The organism is Methanococcus maripaludis, from assembly GCF_013760955.1.
GTDB lineage: Archaea > AGJL01 > Methanococci > Methanococcales > Methanococcaceae > Methanococcus > Methanococcus maripaludis_A.
The window spans coordinates 160,687-179,233 of the sequence record NZ_JACDUL010000001.1; the positions used below are offsets into that span (position 1 = coordinate 160,687).

21 protein-coding genes are annotated in these 18,547 nt (G+C 31.0%); 7 read left to right on the forward strand and 14 right to left on the reverse strand.

What is annotated here, in order from left to right:
* The first annotated feature begins 22 nt into the window (after positions 1 to 22).
* Both frhD and HNP90_RS00845 read left to right on the forward strand, forming a co-directional pair.
* The gene (gene frhD, locus HNP90_RS00840; RefSeq protein WP_011976979.1) at positions 23 to 502 is read left to right on the forward strand and encodes a coenzyme F420-reducing hydrogenase, FrhD protein; all 480 of its coding nucleotides are present in this window, start codon (positions 23 to 25) and stop codon (positions 500 to 502) included.
* Between the two features lie 117 nt (positions 503 to 619).
* Complete coding sequence (locus HNP90_RS00845) at positions 620 to 814, forward strand: hypothetical protein (protein WP_011976980.1); 195 nt, start codon at positions 620 to 622, stop codon at positions 812 to 814.
* Between the two features lie 11 nt (positions 815 to 825).
* On the opposite strand, the gene HNP90_RS00850 is transcribed toward HNP90_RS00845, so the two are convergent.
* Complete coding sequence (locus HNP90_RS00850; protein ID WP_048060415.1) at positions 826 to 1,623, reverse strand: RlmF-related methyltransferase; 798 nt, start codon at positions 1,621 to 1,623, stop codon at positions 826 to 828.
* A gap of 104 nt (positions 1,624 to 1,727) precedes the next feature.
* Between HNP90_RS00850 and HNP90_RS00855 the strand changes: the two genes are divergently transcribed.
* The 3 genes from HNP90_RS00855 to HNP90_RS00865 are packed head-to-tail and all read left to right on the forward strand — an operon-like array spanning position 1,728 to position 6,241.
* Positions 1,728 to 2,843: a DNA repair exonuclease gene (locus HNP90_RS00855; RefSeq protein ID WP_011976982.1), complete on the forward strand. Its 1,116-nt coding sequence runs from the start codon at positions 1,728 to 1,730 to the stop codon at positions 2,841 to 2,843.
* Positions 2,844 to 2,855: 12 nt separating this feature from the next.
* Positions 2,856 to 5,837: an AAA family ATPase gene (locus tag HNP90_RS00860; protein WP_011976983.1), complete on the forward strand. Its 2,982-nt coding sequence runs from the start codon at positions 2,856 to 2,858 to the stop codon at positions 5,835 to 5,837.
* An 8-nt stretch (positions 5,838 to 5,845) separates the two neighbouring features.
* Positions 5,846 to 6,241 carry a type II toxin-antitoxin system VapC family toxin gene (locus HNP90_RS00865; protein ID WP_011976984.1) on the forward strand — a complete coding sequence of 132 codons (396 nt, stop codon included), beginning with the start codon at positions 5,846 to 5,848 and terminating at the stop codon, positions 6,239 to 6,241.
* A gap of 15 nt (positions 6,242 to 6,256) precedes the next feature.
* On the opposite strand, the gene HNP90_RS00870 is transcribed toward HNP90_RS00865, so the two are convergent.
* From HNP90_RS00870 to HNP90_RS00920, 11 genes are all read right to left on the reverse strand, one after another.
* Positions 6,257 to 7,057: an MBL fold metallo-hydrolase gene (locus HNP90_RS00870; RefSeq protein WP_011976985.1), complete on the reverse strand. Its 801-nt coding sequence runs from the start codon at positions 7,055 to 7,057 to the stop codon at positions 6,257 to 6,259.
* An 11-nt stretch (positions 7,058 to 7,068) separates the two neighbouring features.
* Positions 7,069 to 7,536: a protease complex subunit PrcB family protein gene (locus HNP90_RS00875; protein ID WP_258558893.1), complete on the reverse strand. Its 468-nt coding sequence runs from the start codon at positions 7,534 to 7,536 to the stop codon at positions 7,069 to 7,071.
* Positions 7,537 to 7,540: 4 nt separating this feature from the next.
* On the reverse strand, positions 7,541 to 8,335 hold the full coding sequence (gene uppS, locus HNP90_RS00880) for a polyprenyl diphosphate synthase (RefSeq protein WP_011976987.1): 795 nt from the start codon (positions 8,333 to 8,335) through the stop codon (positions 7,541 to 7,543).
* 16 nt (positions 8,336 to 8,351) lie between these two features.
* Positions 8,352 to 9,086 (reverse strand): methanogenesis marker protein Mmp4/MtxX, encoded by a 735-nt coding sequence (mtxX, locus tag HNP90_RS00885; protein WP_011976988.1) that lies wholly within the window; start codon positions 9,084 to 9,086, stop codon positions 8,352 to 8,354.
* A gap of 127 nt (positions 9,087 to 9,213) precedes the next feature.
* Positions 9,214 to 9,414 carry a histone family protein gene (locus HNP90_RS00890; RefSeq protein WP_011976989.1) on the reverse strand — a complete coding sequence of 67 codons (201 nt, stop codon included), beginning with the start codon at positions 9,412 to 9,414 and terminating at the stop codon, positions 9,214 to 9,216.
* Between the two features lie 189 nt (positions 9,415 to 9,603).
* On the reverse strand, positions 9,604 to 10,686 hold the full coding sequence (locus HNP90_RS00895; protein WP_011976990.1) for a 2,5-diamino-6-(ribosylamino)-4(3H)-pyrimidinone 5'-phosphate reductase: 1,083 nt from the start codon (positions 10,684 to 10,686) through the stop codon (positions 9,604 to 9,606).
* Positions 10,687 to 10,713: 27 nt separating this feature from the next.
* Positions 10,714 to 11,490, reverse strand: coding sequence for an NAD+ synthase (locus tag HNP90_RS00900; RefSeq protein WP_011976991.1), 777 nt, complete (start codon positions 11,488 to 11,490; stop codon positions 10,714 to 10,716).
* A 15-nt stretch (positions 11,491 to 11,505) separates the two neighbouring features.
* Positions 11,506 to 12,819, reverse strand: coding sequence for a methyl-coenzyme M reductase glutamine C-methyltransferase (locus HNP90_RS00905; RefSeq protein WP_011976992.1), 1,314 nt, complete (start codon positions 12,817 to 12,819; stop codon positions 11,506 to 11,508).
* Positions 12,820 to 12,824: 5 nt separating this feature from the next.
* Entirely contained in the window at positions 12,825 to 13,310 is a 486-nt protein-coding gene (rimI, locus tag HNP90_RS00910; RefSeq protein WP_011976993.1) for a ribosomal protein S18-alanine N-acetyltransferase, read from the reverse strand.
* Positions 13,311 to 13,445: 135 nt separating this feature from the next.
* Positions 13,446 to 14,234: a sulfide-dependent adenosine diphosphate thiazole synthase gene (locus HNP90_RS00915; RefSeq protein WP_011976994.1), complete on the reverse strand. Its 789-nt coding sequence runs from the start codon at positions 14,232 to 14,234 to the stop codon at positions 13,446 to 13,448.
* 95 nt (positions 14,235 to 14,329) lie between these two features.
* The gene (locus HNP90_RS00920) at positions 14,330 to 15,304 is read right to left on the reverse strand and encodes a tRNA lysidine(34) synthetase (RefSeq protein WP_181486628.1); all 975 of its coding nucleotides are present in this window, start codon (positions 15,302 to 15,304) and stop codon (positions 14,330 to 14,332) included.
* A gap of 132 nt (positions 15,305 to 15,436) precedes the next feature.
* Here HNP90_RS00920 and thiI point away from each other — a divergent pair, with 132 nt between their 5' ends.
* Positions 15,437 to 16,588: a tRNA uracil 4-sulfurtransferase ThiI gene (thiI, locus tag HNP90_RS00925; protein ID WP_011976995.1), complete on the forward strand. Its 1,152-nt coding sequence runs from the start codon at positions 15,437 to 15,439 to the stop codon at positions 16,586 to 16,588.
* A 56-nt stretch (positions 16,589 to 16,644) separates the two neighbouring features.
* Positions 16,645 to 17,283 carry a CatB-related O-acetyltransferase gene (locus HNP90_RS00930; protein WP_220127112.1) on the forward strand — a complete coding sequence of 213 codons (639 nt, stop codon included), beginning with the start codon at positions 16,645 to 16,647 and terminating at the stop codon, positions 17,281 to 17,283.
* Between the two features lie 17 nt (positions 17,284 to 17,300).
* Here the strand turns inward: HNP90_RS00930 and HNP90_RS00935 are convergent, their stop codons facing one another.
* Both HNP90_RS00935 and HNP90_RS00940 read right to left on the reverse strand, forming a co-directional pair.
* Positions 17,301 to 18,236, reverse strand: a complete 936-nt coding sequence (locus tag HNP90_RS00935) for a TIGR00269 family protein (RefSeq protein WP_011976997.1) — start codon at positions 18,234 to 18,236, stop codon at positions 17,301 to 17,303.
* Positions 18,237 to 18,251: 15 nt separating this feature from the next.
* Positions 18,252 to 18,506, reverse strand: a complete 255-nt coding sequence (locus HNP90_RS00940) for a MoaD/ThiS family protein (RefSeq protein ID WP_011976998.1) — start codon at positions 18,504 to 18,506, stop codon at positions 18,252 to 18,254.
* Positions 18,507 to 18,547: the final 41 nt, after the last annotated feature.

Sequence of the window (18,547 nt, forward strand, 5' to 3'; positions counted from 1 at the left end):
AACTGATTTTTTGGTGATAGATATGATCCCCGATTCTTTAAAATACGAAATTTTAGTTTTTGGCTGCGGAAATTTAGTATTTGCAGACGATGGTTTTGGTTACGAAGTAATTTCAAAGCTCGAAACTATGGAACTTCCGAAAAACGTTGGAATAATCGATGCAGGAACTGGAGCGCCTTATTATTTAATGTCTATAATGGATGAAGAGTGCCTTACTAAAAAAATTATTATTGTTGATATTATTGATTTTCAACTACCCCCTGGAACCTTAAAAATACTCTCAACTGAAGAACTCACAAAAATAGATAAATACACTTTTGATGCACACGACATGCCACTTTCTGACTACCTTATAAAAGCACAAGAATCCGGAATCGATGTTACAGTTATCGGATGCCAGGCAAAACGAGTTTCAATGCCCGATATCGAAGTTGGGTTAACAGATGAAGTTAGGGCAGCTATTGATGGTGCAGTAGACCTGGTTCTTGAGCATATCAAATAAGTTAATAAATTTAAGAACACCCAAAAATATTTTTTTAAAACAATATTTGATCAATCAAAAATTATTTTAACCCTTTAAAAAATAAATTTATTATGGAGTTTTTTAGAGGGGGAATTTATGAAAAGTTACAAAATCAAGCTTTTTTTCTCGGGCGATGAGGATATTGTAAAAACAGAAACTGTTGAAGCTGAAAATCCTTTTGAAGCAAAAGAATTGCTTTTAAAAAAGTATGGTGCAGTTAAACCAAGACTTCAAGATAAGACCCTTGAAATCCTTTCAAAAATAGAAATACTGGATTATAATATCATTTAACTAATCTAGATTTATTTTTCCTTTTTAGCTTTTATAATGTGCCTGATTCTTTTTCCAGTTGTTATTTCGGATTTTTTAAGAGTTAATCCAAGTTCTTGTATTTTATCTTCAACGAGTTTTCTTCTTTCAAACGGCTTTTCTGGAAACATTATTGCAATAATTCCACCCTCATTCAAATAATCCATTCCTTCTTCAATTATTTTCTGTGAAAATACTTCACCATATTTTCCACCACCAATTAATTCAACTTCGCTTGCAAAAGCCCCGCCAAAACTTCTTTTTGATGCAACTGAATTATCTGCATAGTATGGAGGGTATGAAATAATTAAATCGAATTTTTTGTTTTTTAATTCGGGAATATCAAATATTATTTTTCCTTTTGAATCTACAAGAATTATTTTTGAATCAAGATTATTTTTTGAGATGTTTTCTTCTGCAATTTTTAAATAATCGAAAACTGTGTCTGTTGCAGTGACATTACATTCAAAATATTTTGCAATCAATATTGAGATGATTCCTGAACCGGTTCCAATCTCAAGAACCTCTTTAATGTCATCTTTTTCATCAAATATATTTTTTATAAATAAATACCTGTTAATGGGTGTCGGAATGAGTGCATCTTCATGAAAATCCATATCCAATCCAAAAATATGCCTTAATATTGCAATATTATATTCTTTCATTGCTTCTTTATTCTTAAAATCAATTCTTGGTTTTCCCGATTTGTACACAATAAAATCTTTCAGTTTTTCATTTACCAAAATTGCATCTTCAATTTTCAGTCCGAGTTCTAGGGGTTCAGGTTTCATAGTTTTCCACATTTTTATTTTAAATTGATTGATGAAACAATAATATAAAAAAATATTTAACAAATATCGTTGAAAGTTAGATTAAGTAATTTTGGAGCGATATTATGCAATTTGTTCACATGGCGGATAATCATCTAGGATACCGCCAGTACAACCTTGATGAGCGGGAAAACGATATTTACGAATCATTTTTGGAATGTATCGATAAAATTATTGAAATAAGGCCGGATTTTGTAATTCATAGCGGTGACCTATTTGAAAGCCCACAGCCTTCGGTAAATGCAATAAGATGTGCAATTGAAGGTTTTTTGAAATTAAAGGAAAAAAATATACCAATTTACTTAATCCACGGAAATCACGACATTCCAAAAAGTCAGCAAAAGGGAAAACCGTTTGGACTTTTGAAAAAAATACTTGGAAACAGTTTACTAACATTTGGAAAAAATAAATCCCACATTTTTAACAATGAAATATTCATTGGCGGAATTGAGTACGTATCCCATAATAAAATTCCAAAAACTTATGAAGATTTAGAAAAAATTAATTCTGACTCTAAAGATTATAAAAAAAAGATATTGCTTTTCCACCAGAGCGTGAATCCATTCATCCCACAAAGTTTTGAAATGCAACTTACAGACTTTCCAAAAGATTTGAATTATATTGCAGGAGGTCACATCCATCAAAGAGTACTAAAACCGGTTAATGATGGAAATTCCGTATTTTCGTATGCTGGATCAACCGATATCATGTCTGTTAGCGAAGTTAGAGATTACCAAAAAAATGGAAAAGGATTTTATTTAGGCGATTTAAGTGGGGATTTTGATATCAATTCAATTCAAAAAATTGATGTTGAATGCAGAAATTTCATAATCGATAAAAAAATTAAGAATGAAAATGATTACGAAAAAATAATCAAAGAACTCCAAAACTTGCAAGGTGAGAAGAAACCGGTTATATACTGTGATATAGTTGAAAATTTATTTAATTCATTTAATGATGAAATTGCCGAGTTAACACTTTATAAAAGGATAAACAGGATTGACGAAAACCTAGAAGAATCTTTGATCATTAATGAAAGTAGTATTGAAGAAATCTTCCAAGAATATATTAAAAACAAAGAAATGGATGTAAATTTCGTATACGGACTCTATAAAAAACTTTTAGAGAACGATGAAGATTCATTGCTTTACGTAAATGACTACTTTAAGGGTAATTACTAGGGGGCGTACTTGATGATTATCAAAACTATCAAAATGGAAAACTTCAGAAGCCACAGAAACACATCAATAAATTTTAACAAGGGAATAACTTCAATTATTGGGCAGAATGGAAGTGGAAAATCGTCAATTTTTCAAGCAATGAATTTTGCACTTTTTGCACCGCGTGGAAGCAATTTTAGAATTGAAAATTTAATGCAACAGGGCGCTGCATCTTTTTCAGTAGAATTAGAATTTGAAATGATGGGAAATACCTATCTTGTAAAAAGAAAACGGTTTCAAAATAAAACTGATGATAAATTATACGTTAACGGAAAATTAAATGCCGAATCCGCATCTGAAATCAACAAAAAAATTGAAGAAATATTAGAAATAGATAACAGTGTATTTTCAAATGCAATATACATAAAACAGGGCGAAATTGCAAATTTAATCCAGATGACTCCAAGGGATAGAAAAGAAGTTATCGGAAAGCTTTTAGGAATTGAAAAGTATGAAAAAGCCGCTGAAAAAATGAATATTGTAAAAAAAAGCTACGAAGAAATGCTTTTTAAACTTGAAGGAGAACTAACCCAAGAACCTGAAATTTTGGAAAATCTTGAAAAATTGAAAAATGAAGTTTCTGAATCTGAAGTTTTAAAAGAAGAAGTTTTAAAAAAATATGGGAATTTAGAAACGGTAAAACTTGAAAAAAATTTAGAATTAACCCAAATGGAAGAAAAATTTACGGAGAATAACAGGTTAAAAGAAAATTTAAAGGACATTATTTTAGAAATCAAAAATATAAATTTAGAAATTCAAAATTTTAAAAATTCGCTAAATCTGGTTGTTGAAGAATCTGAAAATCTATCTAAAAACGAAGAAAATTACAAAAAATATCTAGAACTTGAATTAAACATTAAAGATCTAAATACTAATTTAACTAGTCACAGATCAGACTATGAATCATATAATAAGTTAAAAACTATAGAAGAATCCCTACTAAAAGAATTAAATAGCTTAAAAGAATCTTTAAAAGATAATAAAAAAAATCCTGATGAATTGAAAAAAAATTTAAAGGAAAACGAAGGAAAAATCCTGAGTCTAGATAAAATAAAAGAAAAAATTAAAGAATTGGAATTTATTGAAAAACAGATTTGTGAAATAGAAACCCACAAAAAAACGGTAGAAAACCTATTTAATAGTGTTAAAATTTACGAAAACTCGATTAAAACTTTTGAAGAACTGAAAACCAAAAAAAATAGTTATGAAAATCTTTTAAAAGAAAAAATTGACGTTGAAAAAAAACTTCGAACCGAAAATGATGAAAAAATTAAATTAATTTCTGAATTGACAGTTTTTGAAAAAATAGAAGAAAAAATTAATCTTGAAAATGAATTAAAGGAAAAATACGAAGAACTATCTGAAAAAATAGATAAATTAAATGAAATCGTTTTAAAAAAAGAAAGTAAAATTTCAGAATATAAAAATTCTAAGGCAGAACTTGAAAAAACCAATGATTCGTGTCATGTTTGCCAGTCCAAAATAAGTGAAGAAAAAAAGCAGGAACTGCTTAGAAAATACAACAATGAAATCCAAAACGAACAGTTATCTACTGAAAGTCTTAAAAAACAGCTTGAAATCATATTAACTAAAAAAGAACAGATTAAACTTAAATTAAATGAAATCGATTCGTTTAAATCAAAATATGGTGAATTAAAAGAAAAAAAGAACTATCTTTTGAAAATTGAAGAATCTTTAGTTGAAAATAACCAAAAATTAGACGAATTAAATGAAAAAATTAATGAATATTCTTCATTAAACGATGAAATGGATCTAATTGAAATTAAATTAAAAGATTTGGAAAAAGACCATAAAAATTATAATTATTCTGCCCAGTTTGTAGCTAAAAACGACGAATCTGAAAGTTTAAAGAAAAAGTTGGAACTTTCAAAAATTATTGGAAATTACGATTTTTCAAAAATTGAAAACGAAAAGAAATCCCTCGAAAATTTAAAAGATGAATTAAAAAATATTATTTACAATTTAGACAGAGAAATTAACATAAAAACAGAATTAAAAAATATTCAAAACGATATTTCTTCAAAAATAGGTATTGCTGAATGCTACGTTAGATGGGAAACCCAAAAATCAGATTTTGAAAACAAAATATCAAACTGTAAAGAAAGTTATGAAAAATATATGAAAAGTCATGCAGTTCTTAAAAACTATTCAAAAACGTATATTATTGAAATAAATAATTTAAACGAGTTTTTGAACCAGAAAATTGCTGAAAAACAGCAACTTTGTGGAAAACTTCTTGAAACACGAGCAGAAATTGAAAAAAATATTCAGATTACAAATTACAATCCAGAATTGCATGAAAACGCTAAAAGACTTTACGAAAATATATTTAATGAATTTAATGATATTTCAAGAACTTTGGAGAGAATAAATTCTGAATTAAAACTTAAAAGCGAAAATATAAATTATTTAAATGAAAAAATCCAAAATCTGGCGAATAAAAAAGAAGAAAGAAAAAAAATTGAAGAATTTAAAGAATATCTCGATAAAATAAAAAGGGAAATATTTTCAAAAGATGGATTTCAGAGATATTTAAGAGAAAAATATATTCCTTTGATTCAGAGACATACAAACCATATTTTTCAGGAATTTGAACTTCCATATTCACACATTCAATTAAAAGATGATTATAGCCTCATAGTTGATGGCCTCCCAGTTGAAACCCTAAGTGGAGGGGAGCAGATTGCAGTATCTCTTGCATTGAGGCTTGGAATCTCTAAAGCGGTTTGTAATAATATTGAATGCATAATATTAGATGAGCCTACTGCATATCTTGATGAGGATAGGCGTAAAAACCTTTTAAATATCTTCAAAAACATAAAAACAATACATCAGATGGCAATAATCACTCACCACCAAGAACTTGAACAGATTGCGGATAACATAATAAAAGTTAGAAAAATCGGCGAAAATTCAAAAATATCTTTAGAATAGGTTAAAAAATGTACAGAATAATCCCAGACACCAATTTTTTAATTTATACGTTTAAACAGGGCATTAATTTTGAATACGAATTAAATAGTGCTATCGATAGAGGTTACAAAATATACATTATGGATTGTGTTTTAAAAGAACTTGATAAATTAAAATCAGAATTTAAAGGAAAGGAAAAGCTTTCTGCAAATATGGCTTTAAAATATGCCAAAAATTTTGAAATTATCGAATATTCAGACGGGAAATATGCTGATGAAATGATTATAAACTATTCTAAAGAAAATAAAGATGTAATAATCTGTACTAATGATAAAAAACTAAAAAAAGAATTGATTGATAATGGAACCCCGATAATTCTTGTAAAACAGCACAATCACTTTGAACTTCAGGGTTATTTAAAATAAAAGTAAAAAATTAGTTTAATATTTAATGTAATCAAATCTACAATTTTTATTTTCCAAAATTATTTTTAAACCGATTTTAGCAGGAACTACGGGAATATCGATATTTTCTGAGATATATCTTGCTTCTGAATCAGGGTCTGTCATTTTCATTCCCATGTGGTACATTGCAAGCATTTTCGGTTTTTTTTTCATTGAATTTACTATTTCGATTATATCATTTGAACACATGTGTCCTGGAACTTTTTGACCTTTAACCCGAATTATATTTGCAATTAAAAAATCTACGCAATCAAAATCTTCGATTAATGAATCGATATATTCTGAATCTGAAGTGTAACCAATTAATCCATCTTCTGTTTCCAATTTAAATCCAATTGTTTCTGGATCGTTGTGTTTTGTTTTTGTTGCAGCTAATTCCCAATTATTTATATTTATTTTATCATAAGGGCCCAAAACATGCCTTTCTCCAACTCTCGATTGATGGTATGTTGAAATTCCCTTTTCAAACCTACTGTTTCCATTTAAAACTGAGTTGTTACCAATTAAAACTCCTTGTTTTTTGGTCATTCCTTTGGTCATTGCTTCAACAAGGTTTTCTGCATCGGTGTAGTGATCAGGATGGCAGTGCGTAGAAATTATTGCATCTGTTTTCCAAGGATTGATCTGTAACTGATTCATTCTAACCAGTGCTCCAGCTCCAGGATCAACGTGCATAGTTATATCTTCAGAATGGATTCTAAACCCGCCAGTTCCCTTAACTTGCGTTATACTTTCCCATCGACCTCCGCCACCCCCTAAAAATACTATCTCTAACAAATTTGATCACACTACTCGATTACTTTAAATTCAACGTTATTGTAAATGCCATTCACTTCAACTATTTCGTAAGGGTAGACAATTACCCGATCAGAAATGGTTTCAGGCGTTATTTCTTCAACATTAACGATTAATACACCATTTTCTAATTTTATCGAATTAATTTCTATGATATTATCAGAACCTAATTTTTTGCCCATATAAACTTCGATAACGGTCTTATCATCCTTAACATTGCTTTCATAATGTTTGTAAGAATCCCCATAAATTCCAAATTCTAAAACTTTAAAAGGTATTGACCCAATTTCAGAACTATTTTTTGATTCTGAACTATCATCCGCTTCTACTTCAATATTCGGATTTTCGGATGAAGTATTGTTTAACAGTGAAGTTCCATTTGATTCAGTTGTAATATTGTCTTCGATACATCCACTAAAAATAAGGATTGCCGAAATTAAAAAAATAAACGAGTATTTCATGTACTCACTTCCCATATCTCCTTTCACGTTTTTGATACTCCCGAATAGACCTCAATAAATCAACTTTTCTAAATGTCGGCCAGTATGTTTCACAAAAATATAGTTCTGAATAACATGACTGCCAGGTTAAAAAATTACTTATACGCTCTTCTCCCGATGTTCGAATAATTAAATCAGGATTTGGTGATGGAAGGTTGCTTGTGTATAGATTTTTAGATATTAATTCAATAGTTATGTCTTCAATTTCTATTTCGTTGTCTTTTACTTTTTCTGCAATTTTTTTGACGCTATCAATTATTTCCTGCTGGCCACCATATGCGATTGCAAAATTAACAAAGTGATCAGAATAATCCTTTGTTTTTTCTTCTGCATACATAATTGCTTTTTGAACATATTCTGGTAGCATTTCTCTTCTTCCAATAACACTAACACGTATTTTATCCTTGTGAACACCTGGGTGATCTGCAATTTCAATGAATTCTTTTTCAAAAAGGTCCATCAAAACTTTTACTTCATTTTCCGGACGATTAAAATTTTCTAAAGAAAATGCATAGAGCGTGACAGTATGAATTCCCAAAGAAACACACCAATTTATAACTTCGTGAACCTTTGAAGCTCCTAAATTATGGCCAAGTTCTGGATTTTCACCTAATTTTTTTGCAAGCCTCCTGTTCCCATCCATAATTATTCCAACGTGTTTTGGGAGAGGATACTTAGAAATTTTTGATTCTAATTCTCTTTCGTAGAGTTTTAATGCCCCAAATTTGCTCAAATATTCATAAAATTTAAATAACGGCAAAGTATCACCAGAGTTTTTAAAAACCTTCTTTTAAAAATTTAACCGCATTGTAATATCTTTTCCAAGATCCGCTTCTACTTGTATCTATAAACTTAATATTTTCACTATTTAAAATAATAGCACCAAATCCTTCTAAATTACAGACAAGCGCAAATGCCCTGAATAAAAGATTTCCTGAAATTCCATCATCTGAAATAATTATATTGTATCCTTCTTTTAGATATTCTTCAATTAATATTCCCTTGTGATCAATTTCTGGATTTTCAAAAAATTCTAAAGATTTAACACGTTTTAAAAGATTTTCCGCTTCAATTATAGAATCGTCTATTTTTTTACTTCTTCCAACATCCGAAAGCCTTCCTGCAGATAATATCCCTACCTTTGGAGTTATTTCTCTTGATTTTAAAAATTCTAAGGAATATTTGATTATTTCTAATTTTTCGTCCAAACTCATTTTAGGATCTTCAGAAATCTCGTCGATCCCAACTGGAGCCAGTATGAAAATTTCATTGTTAAATGGGTTTTTTAAAATAGATGCCCGGTAAAATTTCCCGATTTTTTTTCTTAAAATTGGAATTAAATCACTAGAAGAAAGCGAACCCCTAACTGCACCACAATATCGTTTATTAATTAAACCATCAATCAAAACATTAGGACTATCTACTAATTCAACGTCTATTCCTTCTTTTTTCAAGTTTTCAACTGCAATTAGCACTTCATCTCGATTTTTACCGATACCGATAGCATACATGGTGTCCACCATACTTAATAATATTAAAAAAATAATCTTTCACAAAATATAATAACCAACTATATATCGATTCAATTACATACAAAAACATGCAGTAGTGAAGAAAAGTAAAAAATTGTTAAGGTAATTATTTCATTGCTAATTTCAAATCGTCAGCTTTAACAGTTTTTCTGCCTGCGTGCTTAGCTAAACCAACTGCTTCTTTAGCTACGTCAACTGCAATTTCTTCTAATGCTTCAGCGAGCATTACTGCTGCATCTCTACTTACTCTTTCAGCACCTGCGGATTTTAGGATTCTCTCCATTGGTGCAACTGGAAGTTCTGCCATAGAATCACCTTCTTTTCTTATTACAATTTAAAATGGTATTCTTCCAGTATTTATAATTTTCGTAAAAAATCGTATTCTTTTTTCAATTACAAGAGTTAATCAGTTTGTAATTCAAAATATCTGGATGATTCATTTAAATTTATTTATTCAAATATCCAAGTAATAATAAATTTAAAAAAAAGAAGTAAATTACTTAGATGAACCAATTACCCTATATTCTAAGACAATTCCGTCATCTAATGGATAATAATTTTTTAATTCTAATTTTGTACATTCTTCAACGTTTTTAAACCCTTCTCCATCAACATATGTTGGAGAATTTGCCCCTCCGAACACTTTTGGAGCGATATAAACCCTAACTTCGTTTATCAAGTTTTCTTTAAACATTCCCCAGTTTAAAGTCCCGCCACCTTCAAGAAGAATTTTATTTATTCCCATTTTGTAAATTTCATTCATAATTTTTCTTAAATCAACTTTTTGAACCCCTGCTCGTAATACCGTGATTCCCATTTCTTTTAATTTTCTGATTTTTTCTTCTTTTTCATCTGAAATCGGAGTTGTTGTTGCAATCACAGTTTTTGCATCCTTATTTAATACCCTTGCATTTAATGAAATTTTTAAGCTGCTGTCAACCACAATTCTTAACGGATTGTCCTTTGGAGATGCATTGATTTTATGAACAGTAAGCCTTGGATCGTCTTTTAAAACAGTTCCAATTCCCACAAGTATTGCATCTACATCCTTTCGTATCTCGTGAACCCTTTTTAAATCGTTTTCACCAGAAATTCTCGAATCATTTTCTATTGTTGCCAGTTTCCCATCTAAAGTCATTCCAACATTTGATATAACATATGGAACCATGATATCACTTAAATCGCCATTAATTGTAATTCTTCTCGAAATATATGGATATAGGCTTTCAATATCCTTTAAATCACCGTGAGAATACTTAATTATCTCTTTTCTGATTAGATTATTTACTTTAATTCCCCTGCTTTGAAATTCTTCCATTATATTTTTAGCATAAACTCTGCCAGCTCGGTCAAAATCTGTTAAAAGTATAACTTCAGGGATATTTTTTGCAATTAAATCATCTGCTATCTGAAATACAGGAGTATTTGACACAGTTATAAAATTAGCCTTTATTTTTAAATTTTTCAATGATAATATGTCATTTGGCCCTTCCACCAATATTGGAATTCCTTTTTCAGCCAGTAATTTTAGATCATCGATTATCAAAAGGAGTTTTTCTAAATATTCCTGCTTATCCATCTTTTCACAAAATAAAAATAGTTAAATTTAAGGCATTGGTAATGGCAAGGACTTATGTTTGTTTGTTGTAATCCTAATCATTAATTCTTCCATTTTTTCTAGAGAAATGCCTAAAAATTCACATATATCATCAATTTCCTTTCCCTTTTCCATTAAATTTAAAAGTTTGTCGAGAGTTTCGTAAGAAATTCCAAGTTCGCCTTCGTCAGTTTGACCATCCCAAAGTCCTGCAGAAGGTGCTTTATCAATTATCTCTTTTGGAACGCCAACATAACCTGCAAGCTGCCTTACTTCAGTTTTGAAAAGATTTCCAATAGTTAAAAAGTCGCTTCCAAGGTCCCCGTATTTTGTACCGTATCCCATGTATATTTCTGATTTATTGGATGTTCCTGCAACAAGGTAATTTTTCTTGTTTGCATGGTAATATACTTCAGTCATCCTAATTCTAGGCTTTAAATTTGCATCGACACGTTTATCAAACTCTTTTCCTTCAACGTATCCCCCTGCACCAAATGCAACTAAAACAGGAGTTATATCAAATATTGTGTAATCAATTCCAAGAGATTCTGCAACGAGTTTTCCATACTTTTCATCATCAGGATTTGAATTTTTTTCAGGCATTATTACTCCAAAGACATTTTCTTTGCCAAGAGCTTTTACTGAAAGATATGCTACAAGGGCGCTGTCTATTCCGCCACTGAGTCCCACTACAACGCCTTTTGCATCTGCATTTTCTACCTGTTCCCGTATAAAATCACATATATTGTTTGCAAGTTCGTCCAACTGTTCATTTGTTCTTATCATGATAATACCTCTTAATTAAATTAAGAAATCCCCGTACTTAAATATTAACTCGGTTGCTTTTCGTATATCTGAACCTTGCATTTTTGCTTCATCAAGATATACCTTCGATAAATTATTTGTAATCATTCTCGGAGTTGATTTCCACATTTCTGAATGAAGCATTAAATCATATGCCCTTGCTTCGTTTTCTTTTAGCCCATATTTTCGATAAGGCCCATTATGTGTAATAAATGTTGGATTTTTATCCATTTCGGTATTCAATACTTCAGTACATAGCTCAGTTCTTGGAATCGGCTCAGCAGCACTTACAAAAACGTCATCGAGTTCTGCATCAACGATAAAGTCTTTTGTCATCAAAAAGTCAACTTCTTTTTCTTTTGGATGCCCAACGATAAAACTTCCAGCAACTTTTACTCCACAATCTTTTGCAAGCTCGATTGCTTTTAAATTTTTCTTTGTGTTAGTTCCTTTTTTCATTGAATTTAGAAGTTTGTCACTTCCACTTTCAATTCCGTAGAATACCCATCCAATTGAATAAGTTTTAATGGCATTCAAAACCTCTTCGTCAACGTAGTCAACCCTCATGTCTGGAACTGATAAATTCTCCCTTCCAATTATGTTTGAAACGCTTTCAATCATTTCTATAAATTTATTTTTGTTTACGGTGTTTTTAAAGTTATAGAGGCTTCCAGTACCACCACTTATTGCAATTCTTTTAACACCATTTTTTTTAAGTTCCATTACTTCTTCAATTATTAATTCAATTGGTTTACTTCGAATATCCCGTCCAAAAAATTCAGGAACCTGGCAAAATGTGCAGTGCCCAAGACAGCCCCTGTGGGTTTCAATATATACATTTGCACCACGTACATTCTGAGCTTCAATATCTTTTGGAACGTATATCTTTGAAAAATCCAAATCAGGCTTTATTTTTGGATTGTTTACAATAATTTCGCCATTTTCAATATATGCCAATCCTTCAGTGCTTCCACTAACTATTTCGGGAGTTGTAAGTTCGCCTTCTCCCAAAATTACCCCATCAACAGTTAATTCATTTAATATAATCTCAGGATATGCTGAAACTGGCCCTGCAATGTAAATTTTTACGTTTTTAGATTTTAAATAGTCAATCGTCTCTTTAATTACTGGATCGATGATATTTAATGTAGAATAAAGGCTAAAAATAACTATATCCGATTTTAAAAAAAGTTTCTTGTTTTTTATGTCCTTTGTAAGCTTTACGTCGTGTTTATGTTTTTCTTTTAAAATTCCGCCGACCAACATGGCACCGTAAGTGTATATATCTTTAGAATAAATTGTAATTTTCATGATATCTACCACATGTTTACAAAAATAGGATAGTTTCCATATAAATCGAATCTTCTTTTTATCATGAGTATCGCATCCGCACCGTCATCGTAATAATTGTAAAGAACTTTTCTATCAACATAATTTCGCTTGTAGTAAAATTCTCTCGCTTTTTTATTATCGAAGCGAACTTCTAAAACGCAGTGTTTTGCATGGCACTCGTTAAATAAAAAGTTTTCAACAGCATTTAAAAGGGCATTTCCAATCCCGTAATTTTGGTAAGCTGAATCAACTGCAATTGATACAACATGCCCATTTCCCCACTCCATTAATGCAATTATATATCCAACAATTTTTCCTTCTTCATTTTCTGCTACCAAAAAACCGTCTGGAAACGAAGTATATATATGCATCATCAAAAATTCCGGATAATTTTTATCAAAAGATTCTTTTTCAATCTCCATTACCCTTTTTAAGTCTTTTTCCCGGAATTTTCGTATATTTACTATCATTATATGTTCACCATTCGGTTTCAATCCGAAATTAGATTTGATATGATATATCATTAAATAAATTATTAAAATTTAACGCAAAATAAAGATTTTCAAAGAGAATTTAAATTTAAAAATTTGAAAAAAAGTTTATGATTATTTATTTTCCAATTTTTCCAAAATCATTTCCGCACATTTTTTTCCAGAAAGATACATTCCACCAAAGATTGCACCCATTCTGTAACCTGCGTGGTACGCATTTGCAGCCATTCCACAAACGTAAAGTCCAGGGAATATTTCTCTCGTGTTTCTTGTGAGTGAATTTTCACCTTTTTCTGCCCACATGGATTTTTCGCCAGGAACTTCGATTCCAAGGTCCTTATTTTTTCTAGCAAGTGTGTGAACTGCTGAAGCGTCGTGTCCTGTTGAGTCTATAACATATTTTGCACTGATTGTGAGTGGGTCGATGTGAAGTCCTGCTTTTTCAATCGCATATGACTGAATAACTACTCCTGCAATTTTATCTTCTTTTAAAATCAAGTCTTCTACAACAATTCCTGTTAATATTTTTGCACCTGCGTCAATTGCAGCAACCCCGAGTTTTGCAGGAACTTCCACTGAATCTGCGGTGAATAATTCATCTTCACCGTCTACTTCATCCAATTTAATTCCAGCTTCTCTTAATATCTCATCTGCAGGTTTTTCCACGACGATGTTTGGAAAGCCCATTCCTCCGCCCCAAGTTCCACCACCAAATGAAAGGTGTCTTTCGAGAACTACGGTTTTAACTCCATTTTGAGCCAAATATTTTGCAGCTGTAAGTCCGCTTGGGCCTGCACCAATAATTACAACGTCAACGTCAATTATATCCATCCACATGTTGAAAGTGGACTTCAATATTGATTTTGTTACTGCTACTTCGTCTGCTCTGAGCTTTCCATCCATTTTTTTCACTCTTTGAATTTTTTAAATTTTTATTGTTAGTTTTTTTATTTTTTCAGATTTTGATTTAGAAATTTCAAAATCATATGTTACATCAATCATTTTTGTTTATAGTGTTCGATACTATTTAATATTGAAGAAATAACCATTTCCCGAATATTTGGAACATCTTCTTCAAGTGACTTCAAAACTTCGTGGGACTTTTTCCTTATTCCATCGCCATTATGCCTACTGTAGGGACATTCGTCCTTGTCTTTGTAGTATTCGATGTCACATTCAACTAATGCCTTTACGATTTTTTCTTCTGAGACATTGAGCATCGGTCTAATCATACAGCAGCTTTTAAGATTTAATTTAAAATCTTTAAAGTCTACATCTGTCTCATTGAAATTTTTAATCGGCTCTAGTGCTTTTATTACATTTCCTTTAAATATATTTGCCATTATCGTGTCAGAATTATCCTCTAACGTGTGACCTATTGCGATTTTTACGTTTGAATCATTATCAAAGTTATTTTCTGCATAATTAGTTAAAACGTGCCTTCTAACCATTGAACATGAAAAACATGGCGAATATTCAATTCCTTTCGTGTTTTGTGAGAGTGTATTTGACATTTCAACAACGTTCCCATCATGTGCAATTATTTCGTGAGGAATATTCAGATTGTTACAGTGTTCTGAAATTTTCTTCACGTTTTCATTATTTTTTGTCCATGGGTGTATTCCATTTATATTCAAATCAACGGTTACCGCATAGATTTGAACGCCATATTTTCGACGGTATGGCTCTAAAAGGTGCAAAAGTGCAAGGCTGTCCTTTCCACCACTTAATCCCACCAGTATTTTATCTTTTGGAGAAATAATACTATTTTTTGAAACATACCTTCCCATCCTCTCGGAAATTTCTTCAAAAACTCGAGAATAAACAATAGGAATTCCAAAATCGGCTTCAATTTTTCTCATTTTTTCCTTTGAAAGTCTCGCCAAACCCTTGTTTCCCACAATAATTTTATCATTCCTTATCGTTAAATAGGAAGGATTACAATACTTTTTTAACTCTTTCAAGTCTATCATGAAGTCACCAGAAATCATCACGTAAATATAACATAATATATAAGCATAATGTTTGAAAGTATTTATTTAGGATGTAGCTATTTTATTTAAATTCATTTATTATTGGTTTAAAAACGGTTTTAGGTTGAGATATTGAAAAAATTCATTGTGAGATACGGAGAAATTGGAACGAAATCACGACAGACCATGCACAGGTTTGAAAAATTACTTGCAAAAAACATCTCAAAACTTGCAAAAAAACACGGAATTTCGGCAGAAGTTGAAATAATCCATACAAGATTAATTGTAGATGTTGCTGAAGAAAATTTTGAAAAAATGAAGGAACTCCTAAAAAAAGTACCGGGAATTGTATCTTTTAGCCCATGCTACTACATCGACCCAGATATTGAACAAATAAAGGAAATTTCATCCGAACTTTTTGAAAAAGAACTTGAACGTTACAAAAACAAAGAAAATATTACATTTAGAGTAAAAACTCAAAGACCGCAGAAAAAATTCCCGTTAACGTCACTTGAAGTAAATATGGCAGTTGGTGGGCCAATCTCTGAAAAATACGGAATAAAAGTAGATTTAACGAATCCTACAATTTCTCTGGATATAGAAGTTTTCAACGAATACGCTTACGTATTTGCAGAAAGAATCGAAGGAATTGGTGGAATTCCTGTTGGAACTCAAGGGCGCGTTTTAGTACTAATTTCTGATGGAATCGATAGCCCGGTTTCTGCATACATGATGGCAAAACGGGGATGTAAACTCTTACTTTTACACATGAAAACTTCAGATGAAGGGCTTGAAAAGACCCAAAAACTCGCTGAAGTTTTAAGCGACTTCGACCCGGAAGCTAAATTTGTATACGTTGACTTTAAAGAAGAGCTTGCAAAAATTAAAGCCGAACTTACGGAAATTAATAGGGATAAATACACGTGCATTTACTGTAAAAAATACATGTTAAAATTAGCTGAAAAACATGCTAAATGGCATAAATGTGATGCTATTATAAATGGAGATAATATGGGCCAGGTTGCATCCCAAACCCTTAAAAATTTGCGTGTAATTAGTGAAGGAATTGATTACCCGATTTTAAGACCTTTGATTGGACTTGATAAAGTCGAAATTATGGATATTGCAAGGAAAATCGGAACTTTTGAAATTTCGACGAGTAAAGAAGTGAGCTGTTTTGCAGTTCCAAAACATCCGATAACAAATGCTACACCTGAAGAAATTGAAAAAATTGAAGAACAGCTTTCAAATTTAAGAAACTGTGATGAATGTAATAATTGTTAAATTAGGGGAAAATCTTGAATTCAAATCCATTTGAAACTTATAGAGATATTAGAATAATGAACGAAAACCCGAAATACCTTGTAAAAGGGGACGGAATAGTTCGGGAAAAAATAAAAAGTGAAAACGTCGAAATCGGAGAATACACTTATTATTCGGGATACTACGAAAGAAAAGAGTTTAAAGACTGTATAATGTACCTTGACGAAATCGACAACAGAAAAGATGTCGATAAATTGATTATTGGTAAATTTTGTAGCATTGCGTCAGGCGTTAAATTTGTAATGGGTGGAAATCAGGGCCATAGATACGACTGGATTTCAACCTATCCATTAACTTTGATTTCTGAAACTCCAGAAGATTTAAAATCAGAAAATGGAAAAGGATATTTGAAAAAAGGAGATACAGTAATTGAAAACGACGTCTGGATTGGTGCAAATGTAACAATTATGCCGGGCGTAAAAATTGGCAGCGGTGCAGTAATTGCAACAGGAAGCGTCGTTACAAAAGAAGTTCCCCCCTATACAATAGTTGGCGGAAATCCTGCAAAAATAATTAAAAAAAGATTTTCTGAAGAAAAAATAGAACTTCTTTTAAAAATAAAATGGTGGGACTGGCCAATTGAAAAAATTAAATCAAATATCAAGATTTTAATGAGCGATGACTTTGAAGAATTAAAAAAGATTTGTGAAGAATAATTTTTTATTTTGATTGATTAAATCTTTTCAAATTTCGATTTTTCCAAAATTCCAAGATTTTTTAAATAACTGCACACCTTACAGACTTCGGTTGCAGATAAATCCCCGCAGATTTTACACTCTCCAGTGTAACCCGGAAGTTCGATATGTTCGAGAAGTCTTTCATAACCCCTTACAATTGAATATTTTGCACCAGGGTGGTTTTTTTCCAACGTATCTGTAATTTCACAGACTTCTGATCTAAAAGAAAGACATGAATACGGGCATGGTGACTTGTGGTATTTTAATTCAAGTAAATCTGCAATTAAAAGCACTTCTTCTTCTGGAATTTTTTCTAAAGGTTTTATTCGTTTAACAAATTTAGGATTTTTCAAACTTTTTCCTAAAAAAGCCAGTTTTTTAACGTCTCCTTCGATGTAATTCATCATAACTGCCTGTGCAACATCATCTAAGTTGTGGCCAATTGCAAGATAATCGCATTTTTCTTCAATAGATACCCGGTTTAAGATTTTTCTCCGTATTACTCCACAAAATGAGCATGGATTCATTGTTAAATTTTTTTCTTTTGCAAGTTTTACAATTTCGTCAAGATTTGTTCCAAGATAATCCTTAAAATGAACAATTCTGTATTCGATACCATGTTCTTCGCAGAATTTTACTGCTGCATCTATTCCATCAGTCCTATATCCTTCGATTCCTTCATTAACAATTATTGCAAGGATTTTAGACTTTGGAATCTGTTTGTAAAATTCATTTAATATATGGGCCATTACAAGACTGTCTTTTCCACCGCTTAGGCCCATTGCAACTTTAATATTGTTTTTAAGAACATCCCTTCCAAGGGTTTTTCTAACTTTTCTTTTAGTTTCTTTTATGAAACATGTCCTACAATAATTATTTCCAGAGTGTTTTTGGTAGTATATTGAAGGGCCACCACATTTTTTGCATTTCATAGTAATCACTTTAGGTTATCCGCCTGAAACTGGAGGATATATTCCAATTTCACCACTTTTATTAATTAAATCGTTTGAAGAAACGATTTCAAAGTCTTTTGAAACAATTATTTTTCCGTTTTCAAAATCTTCTTTTAAGTTTAAATTGTAGTCTTTTTCCAAAATTTCAATCAATTCCAAAACGGTTACTTCATCTAGATCTATTGATATTTTTAAACCTTCGCCAAAATCTTCCCTGCATTTTGCAAAGAATTTTATTGTTAAATCCATTAAACCACCTTAAAAAACAGTAAAAAATTAAATTCACTTGA

Bases quoted from the DNA above. Each gene is read 5' to 3' on its own strand.
- frhD (WP_011976979.1), top strand. From the start codon at position 23: ATGATCCCCGATTCTTTAAAATACGAAATTTTAGTTTTTGGCTGCGGA.
- HNP90_RS00845 (WP_011976980.1), top strand. From the start codon at position 620: ATGAAAAGTTACAAAATCAAGCTTTTTTTCTCGGGCGATGAGGATATT.
- HNP90_RS00850 (WP_048060415.1), bottom strand. From the start codon at position 1,623: ATGAAACCTGAACCCCTAGAACTCGGACTGAAAATTGAAGATGCAATT.
- HNP90_RS00855 (WP_011976982.1), top strand. From the start codon at position 1,728: ATGCAATTTGTTCACATGGCGGATAATCATCTAGGATACCGCCAGTAC.
- HNP90_RS00860 (WP_011976983.1), top strand. From the start codon at position 2,856: ATGATTATCAAAACTATCAAAATGGAAAACTTCAGAAGCCACAGAAAC.
- HNP90_RS00865 (WP_011976984.1), top strand. From the start codon at position 5,846: ATGTACAGAATAATCCCAGACACCAATTTTTTAATTTATACGTTTAAA.
- HNP90_RS00875 (WP_258558893.1), bottom strand. From the start codon at position 7,536: ATGAAATACTCGTTTATTTTTTTAATTTCGGCAATCCTTATTTTTAGT.
- mtxX (WP_011976988.1), bottom strand. From the start codon at position 9,086: ATGTATGCTATCGGTATCGGTAAAAATCGAGATGAAGTGCTAATTGCA.
- HNP90_RS00890 (WP_011976989.1), bottom strand. From the start codon at position 9,414: ATGGCAGAACTTCCAGTTGCACCAATGGAGAGAATCCTAAAATCCGCA.
- HNP90_RS00895 (WP_011976990.1), bottom strand. From the start codon at position 10,686: ATGGATAAGCAGGAATATTTAGAAAAACTCCTTTTGATAATCGATGAT.
- HNP90_RS00900 (WP_011976991.1), bottom strand. From the start codon at position 11,490: ATGATAAGAACAAATGAACAGTTGGACGAACTTGCAAACAATATATGT.
- HNP90_RS00905 (WP_011976992.1), bottom strand. From the start codon at position 12,819: ATGAAAATTACAATTTATTCTAAAGATATATACACTTACGGTGCCATG.
- rimI (WP_011976993.1), bottom strand. From the start codon at position 13,310: ATGATAGTAAATATACGAAAATTCCGGGAAAAAGACTTAAAAAGGGTA.
- HNP90_RS00915 (WP_011976994.1), bottom strand. From the start codon at position 14,234: ATGGATGGAAAGCTCAGAGCAGACGAAGTAGCAGTAACAAAATCAATA.
- HNP90_RS00920 (WP_181486628.1), bottom strand. From the start codon at position 15,304: ATGATAGACTTGAAAGAGTTAAAAAAGTATTGTAATCCTTCCTATTTA.
- HNP90_RS00930 (WP_220127112.1), top strand. From the start codon at position 16,645: ATGAACGAAAACCCGAAATACCTTGTAAAAGGGGACGGAATAGTTCGG.
- HNP90_RS00935 (WP_011976997.1), bottom strand. From the start codon at position 18,236: ATGAAATGCAAAAAATGTGGTGGCCCTTCAATATACTACCAAAAACAC.
- HNP90_RS00940 (WP_011976998.1), bottom strand. From the start codon at position 18,506: ATGGATTTAACAATAAAATTCTTTGCAAAATGCAGGGAAGATTTTGGC.